At 43.1% G+C, this 19685-nt stretch carries 18 protein-coding genes and 2 pseudogenes; all 20 read right to left on the bottom strand.

Translation table 11 applies throughout. The annotated features are described in order from the left end of the window. Positions 1-3 precede the first annotated feature (3 nt). On the bottom strand, positions 4-423 hold the full coding sequence (locus tag I2D69_RS12635; protein WP_117854510.1) for a hypothetical protein: 420 nt from the start codon (positions 421-423) through the stop codon (positions 4-6). Then, positions 424-1377: a hypothetical protein gene (locus I2D69_RS12630; protein ID WP_116441969.1), complete on the bottom strand. Its 954-nt coding sequence runs from the start codon at positions 1375-1377 to the stop codon at positions 424-426. It abuts the gene before it with no gap. Next, positions 1378-2793, bottom strand: coding sequence for a relaxase/mobilization nuclease domain-containing protein (locus I2D69_RS12625; RefSeq protein ID WP_195379983.1), 1416 nt, complete (start codon positions 2791-2793; stop codon positions 1378-1380). It lies immediately after the preceding gene. A 3-nt stretch (positions 2794-2796) separates the two neighbouring features. After that, entirely contained in the window at positions 2797-3120 is a 324-nt protein-coding gene (mobC, locus tag I2D69_RS12620) for a plasmid mobilization relaxosome protein MobC (protein WP_072448023.1), read from the bottom strand. A 511-nt stretch (positions 3121-3631) separates the two neighbouring features. After that, the gene (gene dcm / locus I2D69_RS12615) at positions 3632-5155 is read right to left on the bottom strand and encodes a DNA (cytosine-5-)-methyltransferase (protein ID WP_117688064.1); all 1524 of its coding nucleotides are present in this window, start codon (positions 5153-5155) and stop codon (positions 3632-3634) included. Positions 5156-5404: 249 nt separating this feature from the next. After that, the gene (locus I2D69_RS12610) at positions 5405-5629 is read right to left on the bottom strand and encodes a hypothetical protein (protein ID WP_025577443.1); all 225 of its coding nucleotides are present in this window, start codon (positions 5627-5629) and stop codon (positions 5405-5407) included. 12 nt (positions 5630-5641) lie between these two features. Beyond that, on the bottom strand, positions 5642-6703 hold the full coding sequence (locus tag I2D69_RS12605) for a DUF3991 domain-containing protein (RefSeq protein ID WP_195379982.1): 1062 nt from the start codon (positions 6701-6703) through the stop codon (positions 5642-5644). Further along, complete coding sequence (locus I2D69_RS12600; protein WP_117854498.1) at positions 6684-7808, bottom strand: hypothetical protein; 1125 nt, start codon at positions 7806-7808, stop codon at positions 6684-6686. Before I2D69_RS12600 ends, I2D69_RS12605 begins: the two co-directional genes overlap by 20 nt. Further along, positions 7805-8113, bottom strand: a complete 309-nt coding sequence (locus I2D69_RS12595) for a hypothetical protein (RefSeq protein WP_116441961.1) — start codon at positions 8111-8113, stop codon at positions 7805-7807. Before I2D69_RS12595 ends, I2D69_RS12600 begins: the two co-directional genes overlap by 4 nt. Before the next feature lie 76 nt (positions 8114-8189). Beyond that, entirely contained in the window at positions 8190-13628 is a 5439-nt protein-coding gene (locus tag I2D69_RS12590) for a SpaA isopeptide-forming pilin-related protein (protein WP_195379981.1), read from the bottom strand. Positions 13629-13758: 130 nt separating this feature from the next. After that, a complete protein-coding gene (locus I2D69_RS12585) occupies positions 13759-13911 on the bottom strand; it encodes a hypothetical protein (protein ID WP_155512673.1) in 153 nt (50 codons plus the stop codon). A gap of 13 nt (positions 13912-13924) precedes the next feature. Then, the gene (locus I2D69_RS12580) at positions 13925-14341 is read right to left on the bottom strand and encodes a hypothetical protein (protein WP_117688060.1); all 417 of its coding nucleotides are present in this window, start codon (positions 14339-14341) and stop codon (positions 13925-13927) included. Positions 14342-14357: 16 nt separating this feature from the next. Continuing rightward, positions 14358-15284, bottom strand: a complete 927-nt coding sequence (locus I2D69_RS12575; protein WP_117688059.1) for a ParM/StbA family protein — start codon at positions 15282-15284, stop codon at positions 14358-14360. A 33-nt stretch (positions 15285-15317) separates the two neighbouring features. Next, the gene (locus I2D69_RS12570) at positions 15318-15860 is read right to left on the bottom strand and encodes a hypothetical protein (protein ID WP_117689839.1); all 543 of its coding nucleotides are present in this window, start codon (positions 15858-15860) and stop codon (positions 15318-15320) included. Continuing rightward, positions 15857-16033: pseudogene (locus I2D69_RS12565) on the bottom strand (helix-turn-helix transcriptional regulator); the annotation flags it as partial. The gene I2D69_RS12570 and the pseudogene I2D69_RS12565, both read right to left, overlap by 4 nt. Positions 16034-16066: 33 nt before the next feature. Further along, on the bottom strand, positions 16067-17182 hold the full coding sequence (locus tag I2D69_RS12560) for a DUF6017 domain-containing protein (protein ID WP_055056112.1): 1116 nt from the start codon (positions 17180-17182) through the stop codon (positions 16067-16069). Between the two features lie 4 nt (positions 17183-17186). Further along, complete coding sequence (locus I2D69_RS12555) at positions 17187-17324, bottom strand: hypothetical protein (protein ID WP_155512674.1); 138 nt, start codon at positions 17322-17324, stop codon at positions 17187-17189. Positions 17325-17650: 326 nt separating this feature from the next. Next, a pseudogene (locus tag I2D69_RS12550) lies at positions 17651-17785 on the bottom strand (ABC transporter ATP-binding protein); the annotation flags it as partial. A gap of 143 nt (positions 17786-17928) precedes the next feature. Then, the gene (locus tag I2D69_RS12545) at positions 17929-18963 is read right to left on the bottom strand and encodes a HAMP domain-containing sensor histidine kinase (RefSeq protein ID WP_173719088.1); all 1035 of its coding nucleotides are present in this window, start codon (positions 18961-18963) and stop codon (positions 17929-17931) included. Continuing rightward, positions 18960-19643, bottom strand: a complete 684-nt coding sequence (locus tag I2D69_RS12540; RefSeq protein WP_173719089.1) for a response regulator transcription factor — start codon at positions 19641-19643, stop codon at positions 18960-18962. Before I2D69_RS12540 ends, I2D69_RS12545 begins: the two co-directional genes overlap by 4 nt. Positions 19644-19685: the final 42 nt, after the last annotated feature.

Genomic DNA, 19685 nt, shown 5'->3' with positions numbered 1-19685 from the left:
CTCCTATCCCATTGCCCTGTCCTTTTTTACTGGAACAGCCGCCTTTATTTTTCCTTCTGTAAGCATGGCTTCCAGGTCATACTGGATATTTTCCTGTTTTAAGAGAGCCTCCAGCATGTGGTTTGCTTTTTCCTTTTCATAGGTCATATACTGAAGCTGAAAAATATAATTCTCAATCTGCAAAATATTTTCCGGAACCTGAAAAAACGGTTCAAGGTAATGATAAAGAATACGCTCTTTTTCTTCCTTTCCTGCATGAGGCGCCTGTAACTGCAAAATAATTTTTTCTACCTCTTCCATAGACTCCTTATGAAAAGCAATACGGTACAAATCCTGTTTCTGCTCCCTGGTAAGAAAGGGCTGTTCCTTTTCGGCAGTTTCCAAAAGGGAAAATGTTTTTACCACATGTTCAAGTTCTGCCATTTACACACCCGCCTTCCGTTTCCGCATCAAAAGGATAATTTCCCGCATTTTTTTCATTCTCTCTGGTGAAGGGCTGTTCTCCATCACCTGAAGAATTTCTGCATCTGCCAGCCCACTTTCTACGCACTGGCGGATTTCTTCCAACTGTTCTGCGGACAGGTTATATTCCAGAATTTTCTCCACAACACTTTTGGGTACTTTTTTCCCAAGCATGGCAATCCCAAGCAGCCGGTGCTTACTTTTTTGTAGCCCTTCCGCTGTTTGTATGCTTTTTTCTTCCAATACCACTTTTGTTTCCCTGGAAGCAGCTTCTGTTTTTTCCCTGTATTTTTCTGCTTCTTTTTTCAGATCCTGAATTTCCTGCTCTTTCTTTGCCAGCTTTTCTTTTAATTCCTGTATGTTTTTATCTTTATATTGCAGGTTCTCATACAGGTCTTTAATCTCCTGGTTTTTCTCTTCAACAACATGCTCCTTTACCAGAGAGGACAAGGCTGTAAAACGGTCATTGCTTTCCCGAAACTGCTGAATGGATTGTTCCATGATCCCCATAAGATTTTTCATATAAGAACGCATTTCTTCATCTTTCGGAACTTCTTTTTTTGCCTTTGACTCTTCCAGTTGTATCCGCATGGTCCGCATACGGCTGGCCGGCAGTTCATTTCCGGCATAGGTTTTCACCTCTTCCAGATCCAGCCCGTTTTTTAAGCCCTCTACGATTTCCCGTACCTGGAACTGGTTATAATTTCCTTCACATAAAAAGTCGATTTCCCCAATCCCTTCCATAAGCCCTATGATGATTGCTTTCATCACCGGGGCTTCCTGGTTACTCTTAACTACCTTCTGGATATCCGAAACAGGAAGACCAAAATCCAGCCCCATAGAAACTGCGTCCATCTGTTCTTCTTTTAAAACTTTCCGGCATTCTTCCAGATACCGTTGTCCTTCTACTGTCATTTACCCTCCTTTTCCTCTGCCCCTCGCAGACGGTTTCCTATTCTTTTCCTTCTGCTGTGCTTCCAACTTTTCTTTTTCTTCTGCTTTTTCATGCAGACGCTCTGCAATCCTTTTTTCTTTTAAGATTTTTTTCCGTTCAATCCGCAAACGCTCCTCTTTCTCAAAGAAATAAGCGTCTGTCTGTTCTGCCTCAGACAAGGAATATCCCATTTCTTTTAACTGCCCAAGAAGGTTTTGGTATGTCTGGTGGTCTTGAAAAAATTCCTGATACCCTTCCTGATAAAGTTTTGCTTCCATCTGTTTTTCCTGCAGCTTATTGAGAAGCAGAAGCATTTCCTCATAAGGAACCATTTCTTTTCGTAGCTGCTTTCTTGCCCTGCTGTTTTCCCAAAGCTGTTCCTTTGTTGCATCAGAAATGGCTTTCAACTGCGCCTTATCCTGTATGCGATAAGCTGCCAGAAAATCAAATTCCTCCTGCAATTTTTTCAATTCATGGATTGCTGCCCTGTATTTCCAGGTTTTAGAGTCTGCCATTGGTTTCCCCTGCCGGTACCTGCGAAGAAAACATTCCTTCTGGTATCTGGTCAAATGCCGCTCCCGGTATGGGATAAACACATACGTCCATTCTACCGGTATCTCCTCTCCGGTCATTTCCGGGACTGGAAGGCGTCCAAAACGCTGCCGAAGCCTTTCCTCTGTATATTCTTCCCCTAGCTGGTCAAGCCGCCTTGCCCTTCCTGCTCCGGGTTCCCGAACAGAAAGGCGCTTTCTCCCCCGCAACTCATATCCCATGCTGGAAAGATTTTCAAGAAATTCCTCATAAGAACCTGCGTCCCGTAATGCCTGGTCCACATCTCTTCTGATCCGCCTGTCCCGTTCAGAAAGAGATTTTTCTTCCTGTCCTTTTTGTTTGCGTTTTTCCTTTACTTCTTCCAGCTCCAGCACAGATAAACCATGCTCCCTGCATATCCGGTTGGTCAGAGGCTGGATACTGTTTTCCCAATCCCCGTTTTTATAATCGTATTTATATCCCGTAGTACAGCGTACTGAATTAAAAATAATGTGCCCATGAATATGGTCCGTATCATTATGGACTGCATAAACCGCTTCAAAATCCTTCCCAAGAAATTCTGCCACAAACTCTCCTACCACTTGGAAGGCTTCTTCTTCCGAAACCTCATCTTCCTCAAACGAAAGAATGAAATGGTAGCCCTGCCTTTTATCCAGCTTTCCAAAATGACGTTTAGTATCTACCATCTGGGATAATGCCTGTTCAGGAATACAGTTATGTCCACAGACATAGCGGCCATGTTCTGTTTTCTCCGGGTTCATAATATAGCGAAGACCGTTTGCCAGATGTTTTGCCGGATAACCCGTTTTTGCCTGTTTCATGTGCAGGCACTTTGTAATTGCCATAACCTACAGCCTTTCCTGCACCTGGCTTACCAGTGTTTTTATCTGCTTCAAAAACACATACAGACGGTGTTTATCTTCCCTGGAATAAAGGGCGCTGTTATTGTTATGGGTAATCTGGTTGATGTTTACACCAATCCGGTTGATTTCCTGGTTCATGCGTTCCAGTTCCTTGCGGATTTCCGGGTAATCCCTGGGGCGGTTGGTAATCAGCATACGAAGATACTGGGAATCAGAAAGCCCCATCTTTTCTGCCTGTTTTTGTAACTCTTCCAGCTCCCACCGATACAGCCGGATTTCTTTTCTACATTTCATTGTTTCTTTTTTCATGCTCCCCCTTTCCTTATCTTTATCACAGATTTCATCTACCGATTTCTACTTCAACGCTATCTGCTGTCAACTCCTAAGACCTGCTATCGGTCACTGTATAACTTCCCGGCGTCCGGACTGGCTATGCCAGTCCTCTGCAAGATACGGATTTTACCGTACAAAATCCCATCTTGTTAGGGGGCACCCCCTAATACCCCGGATAAAATAGATAGCAAAACGCAGATACTGATAGCAGACCTGCGTTCCATATAGGGAAAAACCGATAGCAGTTCTAAACATCTGCTATCGGTTTTTCTACTTCCTACTTCTATTTCTGCTAACAAACCCCCAGTTCTGTTAGCAAATCTGCCAGCCTCCTGTGTCTGATGTGACAGCAGTTCTTCCATTCTGCTATCAACGCTTTTGCACAGACTCCCTGCTGGCTGCTTCTTCTTCCGCAATTTCTCTCTTTCCAACAAGTATGGGAAGACTCTCTATGGACCATTTGCCGCTTTGGGTTTCTCTTATGAAATTATTGGTTTACCTGTTCTTCCAAACGCTCCAATGCCTTTTCAAAAGCTCCAATCCCACTGAAAAAGGAAGAAAGCCGGATATCCTCAAACAGATATGGCATGGCTTTGTATAGTTCCAGAAAAATATAGTACAGCACATCAACAACAATGGAATTTCCTGCCTGTTTGTAAAGCTGGCTGTTGCTTATGCCTGCTTCTTTTGCTTTCCAAAAATCCGCATCGGAAAAGCCCATAAGCCGGAAGCATTCTAAAGGTGTCAGCCTCCGGATACGGAACAAAGACTCTAAGCGGTGTATTCCATTTGATGTCGTAAGCGTAGGGCAGAGTTCCCCATGCTCCTGTACCCTTCCCCGTTTTTCCACAGACGGATAACTAAGATTTACAACACCATTTTCCAAACATTCCTCATAACCTTTCTGTGTCTTTTGACGTACCAGAATGATATTATCTTTTTGCACAGAAGTAAGGGTATGGCAGACTTCTTTTTCTCCCAGTTCCAAAGTCTGCACAATCCGGCCTTCCCGATCATACCTGCCCCGGATTGCTCCTGGACATTTTTCTACAATCTTTGGTTGGTCATGCCCTGCTAAAACCGCACCGCTGCTTCCTAAAGGGGAATAAATAACCCCGCTTGAACCATAGCCGGTATGAATATCTCCCACTTGAAGAATTTTGGGCTGCTGTCCGCCACCACCACAGGCAGTTACCGTAGGGCAGCACCCGTCTGGCAGATAAACCCGTCCAGTCTGTTCAAACACCCCTTTGATATTTCCGGCCCTCTTTACCCGGTTTTCCCGAAAAGCCTTCAGGCTTTTTTCGTCCGGCTCAAACAAAAGCGCTTTTCTCTCTTCCATATCTTCAATCAAGCGGCGTACTTTTTCCTGGGATAAGTAGTATTTTTCCTCTACCGTATCCTCCAGAATATCCATAAGGCACTGGAAGGACTCCAGCGGTTCCGGAAACTGGAATGTTCCATTATCCATTTCCTTCTGTATCAAAATCAGATATACCCGTTCCCTGTTCTGTGGTATTCCATAATGCTTTGCATTAAGAACACTCCAATAGGTGTGGTATCCGTATTCATGCAGTTCTTCTTCAAACAACCGGAATGTGGTATCCCGGAATTTTTTTCCTACAATATTTTTTACATTTTCGTAAATTCCCCATACTGGTTTGACACCCCGTATCATACGGAGCCACTCCACCAGAAGGGAAGAACGTGTTTTATCAATATCATGGGAACCACACATGCCGCAGGCGTCCCTTTTGGAATAATGTACCTGCAGAGGGTTATACTCATACCCGCAGCTTCGGCATTTCCAAACCGCGCCTGCCTGCTTGCCTGCCAGGGAAAAATCCTGACAGGGGCTTCCGCCACAGATCATGTTAAACGGTTCAATCTCCCTTTCGTCCACTTTTGTAATATCTCCCAGATTCAATGTTTCACTTGTACCATGAATCGCACAATAACTCTTTGCTGCATATTTATCAAACTCACAAAAATTCACCAAACTATATTTCATTCCTCATATTTCATGAGGTGTAGCTACACATTTTACCTAGGATTACTCACTTATTTCCTCCTGTCTCCTAAATTTTTTATAGTCTTCATGAGAAATCCACAGCTACAAACGAAATATCCATCTGGCATTACCTTACAATCATAGAATCACCCCTTCCCGTATCCAGAGTTTATCCTTCTGTCAAAAATTCTGTTGGTCTGCACCACCTCCTTTCCTAACACTCCAACTTTCGAATTGGTTATTTCTTTCTCACCGCTCTTCTTTCCTGATGTTTGCCAGCACCCTGGACACATACGCCTGCTTGGGTATCCCCATGCGGTATCCCTGCCGCTCATAGCTCTCTTCGATAAACGCAACCCGTACACGTCCATGCAGTTTCCTCTTTCCTATCCACTGCACTACTTTTTCCATCTCCGCTTCGCATTCGTCGATCTCCCATTTTTTGAAACATTCCTCATCATAGCTATTTTCCAAAAGAATACCCTCCTATCTTGCCTGTGCTATCTGGTATGGTACTATGTTCCTGTGTCCTACCATTTTTTCTATCTTTTGTATGTTTGTCCCTTTTGTTTCAGTAAGAAGCGGCCTTTCCTTTTCTACCAGGCTGGAAAGCTCTTGGTTTTCCTTTTTATACTGCAAAAAAGCATTATAGTCTTTTCCCATAGGTGGAAGACGTACAAAAACCTCATACTCCATAAGGGTATATTTTCTTGCCAATTTTTTTGCCGCTTGTCTTCCCGGCAGGTCATTATCCAAACAGAACTGTATCTTCCTGATATGAGAATAATCTTTTAAGAACTTTTCCAAAGGACCATCGGAAAGCATTCCAAGTACCAGGATATTGTTCTGATAATCTTCCCGCAGTTCCATATCGGACATGGCATCAATGGCCGCCTCATATACATAGAGCGTATCACTGTTTTGGTCTACCAGATTAACCCCATAAGTTTTGTCATTCCCCGTAACATCTCCTTTAAAGGGTTTTCCACATTTATCCAGGGTTCCCCTCTGGCTGGCAAAACGTGGGATACCTTCCGTATCTTTTCCCACAAAAACCAGGTTATGGTACGTTCCGCTCTCATACAAAATCCCCTTTTTTACCCAAAAATCAATCATCTGCTTTGACAGCTTCCGCTGTTTTATCAGATAGCCATATAACCGGCGGCTGGTTTCTGATTTTGAAGGAAGTACAAAAGGTTCTTTCGGTATGTCTTTTCTCTGTTTTGTTTCTTCTATTTTTTCAGCCTGTCTTTCCGGTTGAAATTTTTGCATGGTTTCAGTACGGATATATCCGGCAAACTCCAGCAGATATTTGACTGCCTCCACAAAATCCATGTTTCTGAAATATTCCAGAAAGTCAATGGTGCTGCCACCTACCCCCTGGCTAAACCGGCACCAAGAAGACCGGTTGAAGATCATCACAGAGTCCATACCCACTGCCTGATAGAACCTGCCTTTCCTTTTCAATGGAATCCCTATCTGCTCCGCCAAATCCACTAAATCCACTGCCTTTGCAATCTGAATTTCTTCAGCCGTAAATTTTCCCATACTGCACCTCTTCATATTTCATATCCAGATAATGTGCCATTTCCGGGTGCAGAGCTTCAAAAGCAGTCAGGTAGCGGAAACAGGAACTATACTCTCCCTGTCCGGTACAAAATTCCCGCAGGCTCTTTTTTGAATACTGGGCGGGCTGATTGCACCAACGACTTAGGTTGATATACATTCCCTTATAAATTTCCGGTGCCCGTTCCCATGCGGCATAGCGCATCAAATAAGTCAGACACTTATACCGCATCAAAATCTCAATCCGTATGAAAACGTCCCGAATATCCTTTGCCCAAAAATCTGCTTTCCAGGTCCCTTCCCAGTCATAGCCGCACAGTACATACAGCTTAATTTTCTGATAAGGAACTGGGATCACTTCCCGCAAAAGTTCCAATTTTCTTACAATAAGTTCCTGATCTTTGATATGGTCAAAGGCAAAAATCATACCGTTATCCAATTTTCCAGATGCCAGAAGTTCCATCTGCCTTTTCTGCATAATCCTCAGATCCAGCCCCTGCCGGAATTGAAACCGCCTGCCTGTTTCCAGGACACTGGAAAAGATTTTTTCCCACCCTGCACAGGCAAAAAAGTTATCGTCCAAAAAGCATAACTTCTTTCTGGACGGGTCATAAAATTCTTCCAATGGGCTTGCTGGTGCTGCACCGGTGCTGTTTTTGTTTACACAGAAACTGCACTTCCGAAAACACCCCCTGGTGAGGAAACCAATGGAATACTCCGTATAAAATTGGAACTCTTTCTTCTTTTTCTCTCCTTCGCTATGTTCTTTTACCATCTGGTCATACAAATGATAGTCCGGTGTATGGTGTTCAATCGCTTCTGGAAGTACCGGTGCTTTATCGTAAAAAAATCCAGTCCCTCCATAAACGGTTGTTTCCCTCGTCAAAATATGTTCCGGCACAAAGGTATCCGTAAACACTTTTGATACATAGAGCCAGTCATATTCCCCTGCCTGGCTATAATCCAAAAGAAGCTCTGTTTCAAATCCCTGCTCCTTCCAATAAGCGGAAAGTTTCATACATGCCAAGTTAGGAAACCGGTGTCTTTTCCGGTATAAAAGATCTGCATCTATAATCCCTATCCTCAACGCCTGCTCCTTTCCATACGGGTAGTTCCGGTTTTCTTCTCCCCTTTGACTGCCTCTTTTCTTTCTTCCTTTTCCTTGCATTCTGCCGGGCAATATGATTTTCCATTTGCTTCCATGATTTCTGCAAATTCACAAATATGGAACACCCTTGCCCCTACCTGTGTGTGGTATTCATCAATATAGGTACAAACCCGTTCTTCCCTTTTTCCATCTGGATATACAATCTCTATGGAGTCCCCGTCTGCTATGCTGAACAGGGTATGATAATGGCTGTCAATAAACCGTATTCTTTTTTTCTCTTCCATGCTTCTCACCTCATATTGCCAAAGAAAGGACAGCCGCAGCCGCCCTTTCCCAAGTTTAAAAACTGATTTTTATTTTCTATGCCTTTTTATGTCTTTTTCTGTAATAAAGTAGGCCTGCTACCATACCTGCACTTACACCAAGAGCCAGCAAAGGCAGGAACCAGTTTGTATCATCACCCGTTTTTGGTCCTGGTTTTACGGTACCTGGTGTTTCTGGTATTTTTTTATTCTGGATCTCTTTTACCACTTCAATGACTGGTGTTTTATCATTCTGATAGGTAAATACGATTTCCCACTCTTCTTCCGTCTTCTCATATCCCTTTAAGGTGGCAGTTTCTTTCAGCACATAGGTGATCGGTTCTTTGAAAACACCATTTTCATAAGTTCCAATTGGAAGTAGTTCTGAAACTGCTTTTCCATCTTTTCCAGTCTTCAAACGTCCTACTTCTTTTCCGGTTTCCTTTTCCAGCAGAACAAATTCTACTCCCTCTAAAGCTGCTTTACTGTCTGTATCCGTTTTTACGATAACCAGTTGTCCCATAGCACGCTCATCTTCCATCTTCACTTTCTGAATTTCTCCCGTTTCTTCTACTGTAAACTCCACGTCATTGGCCACAATATATCCGTCAACTGCCGCCTCTTCGTGCAGGGTATAAGTGCCTACCGGAAGATACTCAATCAGGTGTTCTTCTCCTGTGGTCCAGGACTCTACCACTTCCCCGTCCTGATCCAGGATCTGCAGCTTCGCCCCTTCAATCTCCTTACCATCTGTAATATCTGTTTTAGAGATAGAAACCTTTGTATGGTCGTCCTCCATTTTCACTTTTTGTACGTCCCCTGTTTCTTCCACAACAAATTTCACATCTTCTGCCCGGACATATCCCTGTTCCGTAGGCGCCTGCTCTTCATGCAGTATATATTCCCCTGGTGCCAGTGCGTAGACTACATGAGCTTCTTTTTTTGACACCCACTCTTCTACCACTTTTCCTTCCTGATCCAGGATCTGCATTTTGGCCCCTTCAATTTCCTGTCCACCGGTTAAATCTACTTTCGTAAACTCCGTAATAGTAGGCTGATTAGAAATTTCTTCTGAAAAAGCGAGCAGTTCAAGGGTCTGGTCTGTATAAGACGCATCAAAGGAACACACCTCATCATTTGGCAGGTATCCCGGCTTATGCTCTACTTCCTGAATATAGTATTTTCCATGAGGAAGATCTGCCTGAAATACCAGCTTGCCCTCTTCATCTGTTGTTCCCAGTTCAATCAAGGCATCTTTTTCTACAACTACTTCCCCGGCAGCATTTTTGATATCCTCCTGCGCATACAGCCCGAATACCACTCCTTCCAGCGGTTTTCCGGTTTCTGCGTCTTTCTTCAGAAGACTCAGGGAAACTTTCTGTCGCTGATTGGTAAGTTCCATTGTTACATAATCCACTGCTACTTCCTGTCCCTTATATGCAATTTCAAATTCTTTTGCTTCCGGGTCAAGCACACAGTTCTGACCTGCCTTTTCTTCCACTACATAGTATTTTCCGATAGGAAGATTATTCAGGACTGCCTTTCCTTCTTTATCTGTTACCATACGGGCTACCAGGGCATCTTTTTCATATTTTACAATGCGGTTTCCTGCTTCGTCTTTCTGTCCGTCCGGGGTATAAATGGTTTTCTTTGCATGAATGGCAAATTCTGCACCTTCCATATTCCCTTCTTCATAGTCAAATTTATAACCTTTCTCTTTTTCCATGACTTCTTCCCCGGTGAAGAAACTGCTTACCTGATTTACGAAACCTGCTACACCGTTTTTCATCTTCGTCAGGATCTTTTCTTCTACTTTAGAAGCACCAGAAAGTTTTTCTCCCTTTTTATGGATTGTAAGGCTTCCTACTGCTTCATCATTATACTGTTCAATGACAACAATAAATTTACCGGTTTCCTCTTCTACCTGGTGTACAGTATCAGAATTTACGGTAATAGTGATCGGCGCTTTCTTTGCCTCCTGGTATGTGCCTCCGTCTGCAACTTCATTCAGTGGAACTTCCTTTCCGTCTTTTAAGAGGGCATTTTCAAATCCTACCTGTACATAATTTTCCGGCGCTTCCACTTCTTCAATCCGGTAAGTGCCACATTTTAACTGCTCCGGTGTAATCAGGTATCCCTCTTCGTTGGTCCTGAACACAGATACCACTTCTTTTTTCGGATATCTTACGATCATTTCCACATATTTTTCTGCTTCCACATCATAAATCTTATAAGCTGCACTGTTATCCAGCACCGGCTTCTGCGTCTGGGCATCTTTTTTCACAATCTTGAAGTAATACTGCAAAGGACGGTCATCAAACACACGCCATACCTGGGGTTCCCGGCTGTCTTCTGAAATCTGTACGATAAATGGACGAATCCCTTTTAAATTTTCCGGAACTGTAGACTCAAACACCACATAGGTTCCATAAGGAAGTTCTGGACTCTTTAAATATCCTTTCTTATCTGTAAACAGCTCTGGTACCGTAATCTTTTTACCATTCTCCCAATAAGAAGCGGTTTCGTCTTTGCTGTAATCATAGGTGATAAAATCTTCCGGGGTATAATAAGAACCATTTCCCGGCTTCAAACTTCCATCTTTTACACCAGACAGCTCACTGATGAGGAATACCTTAAATCCAGCTCCTTCTACCAGTTCTGTTTCTGTCTGCTCCCCGTCTTCTGAGATCTTGATAAGCTGAAAGGCCTGTTTCTTTACAGTTTCCTTTACAGTTACTTCCCGGTGTACAATCTGTACCTCCTGTCCTTCATACGAAACCTCTACGGGATACTCTGTTTCATCTAACAGATACCCTTCTGCCGGCTCTATTTCTTTCACGAAATAATTTCCAAGATACAGGTTTTTGAAATCTACAGTTCCTTCACTGGAAATCGTACCCTGCGCTACAAGTTCCCCTTTTTTATGGACAATCCCATCTTTCTTATTGGGGTGTTCAATATCTTCTGCAGCATATAATCCGTATTTTGCCCCTACTAAGGTTGCGTCACCCTGGGAAATAAATCCCTGGGAATCCTGATCAATCTTACTTACATGAACTTCTCCCCGTACTTCCTCATTTTTAAAATCATGAGAAAAAGTATATGTGTAGGTGCTGTCGTCTTTATATTCATAGAAGAAACGATACACCTCATCTGTCATATAATACTTATCCGGTGCCTGGATTTCTTTTACGCTGTAATGGAAATTCAAAGGAATATCCGCATGGAACACAGCCATTCCTTCCCTGTCGGAAACAGCACGTTCCACCAGGCTTCCCTTTTCTACAAGAACCTTTCCGTCTGCCGCTGTCAGGTCTTCTTCTGCATACAATCCAAACGTCGCACCCTCCAGGGTAACGTCATCATGTTTCGATTTTTTCACTACATTTACGGAAATCTCCGGTCTTGCATTGGTAAAAGTGGTTTCCCCCTGGGATAACTCTACATTCTGTCCTGCATAGGACAAGGTTACAAACTGGGTACGTTCCTGTTCTGTTTTTCCAATCACCAGATTTTCCGGTGCTTTCTGTTCTACAACCTTATATTTTCCAAGATACAATTCTTTGGAAACAGCACTTCCATCTTCCCCGGTTGTCAGACTTTCTACCAGATCCCCTGCTTTATGCACCTTCGTCACTTTATCCTGGCTGTAAATATCCTCTGCCGCATAAATGTTATATTCTGCCCCTGCAAAGTCCGCATTTCCATATACAAAAGTCAGGTTCCCCTCTTCTCCGGTTACTCCAGTCAGAACCTTACCTTTTTTACGGATTGTGATTTTTCCTTTCTGTTCCTCATTCGTCACTGCAACAGAAGTTGTTTTTCCTGTTTCCAGCTTCACATTAAAAGACTCTGTATTCAGCTTATATCCTTCTGGAACAGAAATTTCTTTTAAATATACCGTATCCTGGGTTTTCGGAAGCTCCACCTCAGAAGTACCGTTGCTGTCTGTGGCCGGCATCTGCACAAGAAGATTTTTACATGCACTGTCTGAATAAATACCAAAAACAGCGCCGGACAGATTTACTTTACTGTTCTTATCTTTTTTTGTTACCTTTACCCTTGCCAGGTCCAGCCACTTCACCGTAATTTCCACAGAAGCACTTTCTTCTTCAAAAAATGCCCCATACCCAATGTCCTGGGAACCAGAACCCGTAGACAATACTAAGGTCTTCCACTGGGTTCCCATTTGTCCTTTCAGCTTACCGCTGTTCCATGTACCCGTTACAGTTTTGGGAGCGCTGAAATAGAATGTGGTATTCCCATTGATCTTTACGGTTCCTGTCTGTTTTGTACTTCCACTGTGATAAGTCACATTCTCTGGCATTTTTAAAGTAATATAGTTTCTATGGTCACCTTTTAAAGTAAACTCCCCGGTACGCTGTTCCTTTCCACTTTCATAAGCCTTTGCTTCCTTTGGGGACAACGTGATTGCTGCTGTCGGAGGTGCTTCCAGGCTGTAAATATGCTGGATATATCCCCACACACCGCTTGCCTTAATATCTTCAAAGGTACAGCCATAAAAACCGTCCATGCCACAATAAGAATAAGCGGCAGCTAAATGCGTAAAAATATACTTTGTCTTCCAGTCAAAAGAGGGCATATACTCCCCGGTAATGTCCCCAGGACCGCCATATCCATAATAAAGGACTTTCTGCAATTCCGGGTTGCTTTCAAATTCATTTGCTACATAATCCGAGGTCGGCGGGGAAGCCTTCATAGACTCCAGACAATATGCTACATGGCCATTTACAGTGAAATAGGAAGTAGAATAGTTCCCCACGTTAGAAGGGTATGGGATTTTTTCTCCCTGTACCAGATGTACATTGCTTCCTTTTTGCTGCTCCATTGCTGCCGGAACAACCGATAAGAACATTCCCTTATCCTCTTTTGGTGTCAGATCAATCAACTCTGCCCCTGCATCTGGCATTTCCGGTTCTTCCGTCAGTACCTCCGGTATCTCCGGGTCAGGGTCCGCCTCACCGTCCTCACCGGAGTCATCTTCGGTATGCTGGCTTACTTCTCCCTGGGGTTCCTGTGTGCTGTTTTCCCTTGCTTCTACCACAATTCTTCTCATAATCTGATAGGAAGGGCTTCCGCTTAACGGATCAACACAATAAAATGCCTGGTAAGAACCTGGGGTATTGAAATCAAAAGAATTGCCGGAGTCCCCTTCTGCTTTCAGAAACGTTACCTTTACTTTTTCATCATTTTTCTGAAAACCCCTGTAATCTGTTTCCAGGTCAAAGGGCTCTCCTGCTTTTATGGTAAGGTCCTCTGCATACACCAGTTCTTCTTCTGTCAGTTGCTCCTTTACCTCTTCCAACTCCGGTAATGTTTCCGAAGCAGCCTCCTCCTGTTTTACTTCCTGTATCTGTGCATGTTCCTCAGACTGTTCAGAAGCCAGTGCGGTGATCCCTGTATTGAGTAACGTAGAACAACTAAGAAGAAGTGCCAGCGTCCCAGCCAGCAGCCTTTTCTTTTTTCCTTTCATCATAGCTTTGCTCCTTTTCATTTTTTCGTCAAAAAAAGCAGGCCACACAAGCCTGCTTTCCATTTTCTATCTTCTTTTTTCTATCATTTGTATACGGTCTGTCCCGTATCCAATGCACCTGTCAATCCCCTTTCTATTCCCTGCTCCCTGCATGGAACACTGCCAAAACAAGCTGCAGAACCAGCAGAAACAAACATATTACCAGTTTCCCTGTCAGATACAGCAGTTTCCCCACTGCAATGAAAATCCCTTTTACAACTTCCCATACACTTCTTCCTACTGCCATATCTTTTTCCTCCTTATTCTTCAAATGCCCCATAAAATTCCGCAAACCGTAAATCTTTTTCCATACAGGCTTCTTCCTTTTCCCTGTCCTCTGCTATCGCTCCACCGTCAGAAAGTTCTCCCTGAACTGCCTTTTCCAGCACACCTAGCTTCTCAAAGGCTTCTTCCTGTGCCATTGAAACCGCTTCTTTTACGATTTTACAAAATTGTTCTTTCTGGTTCTCCAGAAGGGTATTTAATAGTTTCATCTGCTGTACTTCTTCTTCCTGCTGTAGATACTTGGCAAAATAAACGATTGCTTCTGCTATAAAGTCGTCTTTTGTCTTGAAAATATCTTTGTTATACTCCTTCAGATACCGATAAGCCTGATGATGTACCGGTCTGCTTTTATACAGCCGCAGTGAAGTTGTATATACTTTTTCCGTATCCATAAGTTTTCACTTCCTATCATGCTGTCCGCATTTTCCTCTGTTTTGCCCGGATAATACTTTTCACTGCTTCTTCACAGCCCCTTGCATTGGCATGTATATCTGTTACAAACTGTACATCTTTTCCCTCATTGGCTCCAAAATGCTCCACAATGGAAGAACCGCCGCCCATAAACACCATTTTGGTCAGATCCAGATTATAATGGTTTGCCTGTATGATACCATAAATTTCCTCTGCGTAGGACTTCAAACAGTTTTTTATGACGTCCTGATACTGCTTCGGGCAGTCATAGCTTCCTGTCCTCATAAATGCTTCTGTAATATATGCCGGTACCCCTGCCCCTGTTTTGGCAATGGCTTCCTCATTGACTTTTCCGATACAGTACAAAGCTGCCTTATCTGAAATCGAATACTTCCCGTCCGGCATTCCGTCAACAAACTCTACCAGGTCGGTAGTTCCTCCACCAATATCTACTAAAAGGCAATAACCGGGAACCGCTTCTAAAAGCGTATGGATCACCACATGCCCCTGCATAAAAACAAACACATTTTCCAACGACACATGATAATGTACCCCTTCATAACGGAAATGCAGTTCCTTTGTCTTTAACAGATATTTCTTGAAACTTTCTTTCTGCTGCTGAAATCTTCTGGGCGGCAGGGCAGCTCCCATTTTTACGGAAGCGTCTGTCAATCCCCGGAAACGCATTTCCTGCGCCAGTGCTGCAAGGGTAAGAAGATAATAATTTTCATTCTCTGTCTTATCCACACACTCCTTTTCCGGCACTTTCCCTCCCACATAATAAAACTGGTTCTGGTATTCCAAAATGTGCTCCAGGCTGTCCGGCCTTGCCTGCAAAGGCTGGATTGCTGCTGAGAATACCGTATTTGCAGTTTTCATGTTACGGTTTCCATGATCAATTCCAATAATCATTTTAGTTTCCACGTTCTTATCCTCCTGAAAGTTATAGTTTGTATTTTATCTTGTTCTCTTTGGTTCTTGACCTGTTTCTTTCTTTTCTTTGTCTATCACAGGAAGTTTTTCAAACAGTTCCCCCATCACAGCTTCCATTTCCTGAAACTTCATTTCATCTGGCATACACAGAAAAACAATCACTGCATCAGTCAGACGTTCCCCATTCTCTTTCCGGTAAAGTTCCGTATAGGAACCCCAACAACCGTCCTCACCCGCATAAAACTTTTTTGTCTTCTCATTTACTTTTATGAGGTATTCCTCGGTATCAACAAAAATTTTCCGAATGGATACTTTTTGTAGGTCGTATTTCATGCTGTCCATATAAACCGGAAGGTGTTCCTCTGGTGCAAAATAGACATACATTGTGCAATAGGTATCTCCCTCCGTCCCCATCTCCTGTAAGACAATCCCGGCTTCAAACATTTCCGGTGGAGCATAATCTACTACAAAATCCGAATCCTTACCCTGTGGAGATTTTTCAAAACGCCCTGAATCTCCAACCAGAAAATGTTTGGGGCACTGAATACGAAACCTTTCTTCCCTCATTCTGTATATTCCTCCATAATCTCACTAATATCTTTTTGAAATAACCGCTGAAGTCGGACAACTACATAGACATTGGGCTTTTGCTGTCCGTATTCAATCCTCTGATACGTCCGAAGACTGATACCCAAGACAGCCGCAAGTTCTATCTGTGTATATCCATGAGCTGTCCTGAATTTTCTTAATTTTGTTACTTTCTATCACGCTCCTTACGTCTGAGGGATAGCTTCCTGATAAGCAAACAGATTGGATATATAGCTGTTTGCTGTCAATGTGGCATTGTATAAAGCGGTAAGCAGCACTGCCCGGATATTATTGGCTTTCCTTGTACACTGCTTAATTGAGTCTATCACATACTCTACGGTAAACTTATCCAGCTTTTTATACATTCCCTGTACAATGCCAAGAGGTCGTTCTTCCTGATTTACCCTTATGGTCTTTGCATTGGACGTCAAAACATCTACTGCAAGCCCTACAATCTCATTGAGCAGTTTTCTGTCAAAAGGTCTGTCTATCCATATCGCATCATAATCAATCTGATCTTTGAACTGTTCTTCTGCTGCCTGATAGGATAAGATAGGATTATCTCTATACCCATTCCCTATTTCTGTTGTATTCTTTTGGGTACTTTCTGCTGTAGTCTTTGTAGTAATCTCTGTATTTGTCTGCCCGCTATCAGTCTGAGGTACCTCTTTGGGTATCCAGGGCTCTGTTTCCCTGTCGGGGTATGCTCCCTCTTTGAATGGTGACACCCTCTTCCTTTGGAAAGGGACAGCCCTCTCTTCTACAAAATGTATCTCTTCCTCTATGGCTGTATGGGAACTGATTTTCTCTGCTTTGGATTTCTCTCTTCTTTTTTCAAAGGAAACCGGATCTGCTCCTGTTTCTTCTGGATAAGTCAATTCTTTTAACCGGTCTACGATCAATTCCAGATACAGAACATTATTTACAACAATCCCATTCATGGAAATGGTTCTAAATACCCGTTTTACCACACCCAGCTTCTCTAAAAATACCACTGCATTTGTCGCTTCTTTTTTGGAAATCCCAAACTGTTCGCTGATCTGCTGGTAACTTCTCTGAAGAAGGTCTGACTTAAATTTCTTTCTTACCCCAATGACCTGTCCGGTTCCTTCATCTCTGATTTCTGTAGGCTTATACCAGTACACAATATCTGCCAGTATAATAATAGCTGTTAGATTTGGCTTTCCACTTTCTCTGATGATTGTCCGATACCACACCTGCGGAATGATATTTCCAGATATATTCAGTTTTGCATTTTCATCTACAATTTCATTTCCAGTGCTATAAATACCTCCATTCATACGTTTATTCCTCACTCCCCTGCTTCTTTTCTTTTTCAAATAAAGCACTTATTTCTTCATCTGCTCTTTTGCCTGCCACCAGACACGCATACAACGAAACGAGGAAAAAAATTATTCCAACAATCATAATCACCTTTATCATTGCTCTGTCCTCCCAAGAAAAAAAGGACTAAGCCAGCTAACAGAATCTTTTAACTAACCTAGTCCTTAACATATTTTTTTCAATATATTGTAACCGAATGGTTTTTCACAAACTTGACCGCCTGTGAGAATGGATATAATTTTGACAGGACCAGTAGCAATAGGTTTCTATCTTTAAGAGCCCCTGCCATTTGATTTTTACTATGAAAAATTCATTCCCGGTCTATGAATTTTCTACCTTTTATGGTATAATAGAAAAAAGACTAAATTGGCGTGAGCCCTTATTTTATAAGGAATCTGCTAACTTAGTCTTATTTTAACATAATCACCACTGCCGGAAGTACCAACGATGGCAACAAACTCTCCCTCCTCAATGGAGAGGGTTACGCCATCCAATGCTTTTGTGATGTTCGGCTCAGTGCCGTAATATTTTTTTAAATCTGTTGTCTGCAATATGCTCATATAGAACACCATCCTTTCTTTGTGATGGTTTTATCATAAAGACCGAACCTCACAGAAATGTCACGAGCTACAAAGAATTTATAAGAAATTCGGTTCCAAATGTCATAAGTCTGTGACATTTCAATTTTGAGGGAATGTCGGTACTACTTTCGGAGCAGGAAAACAGAAAAGGTTGAGCCTTGCCCAATCTCTGATGCCACCCGGATATAGCCTTCCTGCAAGGTCATGATCTCACGGGCCAGATACAGACCAATCCCAATCCCCTCCACATCATGTACCGCATCTTCCCGGTAAAACCGTTTGAAAATCGTCCCCTGATGCTGCTCCGAGATGCCGATGCCGGTGTCGGCAATGTTGATCTTTACATACATTTCCCAGCCTTCCACAGACACACGGATCTGTCCGCCTGCCGGGGTGTACTTCACTGCGTTATCCAGAATGTTGAACAGAGCTTCGCTTGTCCATTTTCTATCGTGTCGCGCATCCAGATGCTCTGGACATTCCACCTGTACATCTATTTGTTTCTTTTCAGCATTGAACAAAATCCAGCCCAGGGCTGTGGCAAGGGTATCATAAACCGGCTGCTGTTTTTGATCCAACGAAATGACTCCAGTTTCCAAGCGGGAAGTTTTAATCATGGCCTGCATGAGAAAGTCCAGCTTATCAAGCTGACTAGCCTGGGCTGTCAGAAATTCCTTTTGCTTCTGCGGAGGAACCTCGTTTTCAAGCAGCGTGTTGTTGATTATCTTCAAGTTGGCAATCGGGGTCTTGACTTGATGGGAAATATCAGAGATCAGCTCTTGCAGGTCAGCTCGTTCCTTTGCGATGTTGTTTTTATTTTCCTGCATGACTTCGTACAACCGCCCCAGTCGGTAGTTGATTTTATAAAATAGGCTTTCTTCCTCAATCGTCTGCTTCGGCTGCATAATATCCCCGGAGAGCATATCATCCATTTGACCACAAAAGGAATCGGAGAACATGACCAGTTTCCGACGGATCAGGGTCACAAAGCAGATGACGCAAAGCAACACAAAGACACTGAACAAGAACACATACCCGACAGCGGTTATATTCTCGGTCAGCAGATAAATAGCGGCAGAAACCACACCAATTGCCAGCAGCAAGAGTATTCCCAAAAGGATACAGGCTTTGTTGATGGAGAATTTTCGTATATTCATTTCAGCGTCCCTCCAATCCACATATAGCCCATGCCGTACACCGTCTTAATGTACTGGCGGCCTTCCGTTTCAATTTTGTTTCTCACCCGGCTGATGGCTGCGGTCAGGGCGTGTTCATCCACAAAGTTTCCATCGGCATCCCACAGTTTTTCAAGTAGCATCTGCCTAGTCAAAACAATCTGCGGATTTTTGGTCAGGATTTTCAACATCCGATATTCCAACGGAGTGAACACCAGCGGCTTACCGGACAGGGAAGCAGTCATCTCTGAGAAATTGATGGATAGTGCGCCATCCTCATAGCAATCTCCGCCACTCTGTTTCGCCAGCCACCCCAATACCACGGACAGCTTTTTTTGAAAGACGCTCATGGGAAAAGGCTTGGTCACATAGTCCTCAGCTCCCAGCTCATATCCTTTGAGCATATCACTCTCCATATCATTTGCGGTTAGGAAGATCACCGCTGTATCTGACCGGCGCTCTTTTACTTCACCGCAGAAATCAAAGCCATTCCCATTTGGCAGGTTTACATCCAGCACGATCAGGTCATAGTCCTGCTTAGTTAGAAAATTACTGGCTGCTGATTTTGTCAATGCAGAGTCCACGACATAGCCCGCAGCATCCAAGTTATAGCACAAGGTATTATTCAAAAGTCGGTCATCCTCGACTACTAAAATTCGCATTGTATCACACTCCTTCATTCTTAGTGTAGCATTCAAATGTCA

The organism is Ruminococcus sp. D54t1_190329_F1 (assembly GCF_015551645.1).
Classification (GTDB): Bacteria; Bacillota; Clostridia; order Lachnospirales; family Lachnospiraceae; genus Blautia_A; species Blautia_A faecis.
This window is presented reverse-complemented; position numbering and strand designations above follow the sequence as displayed.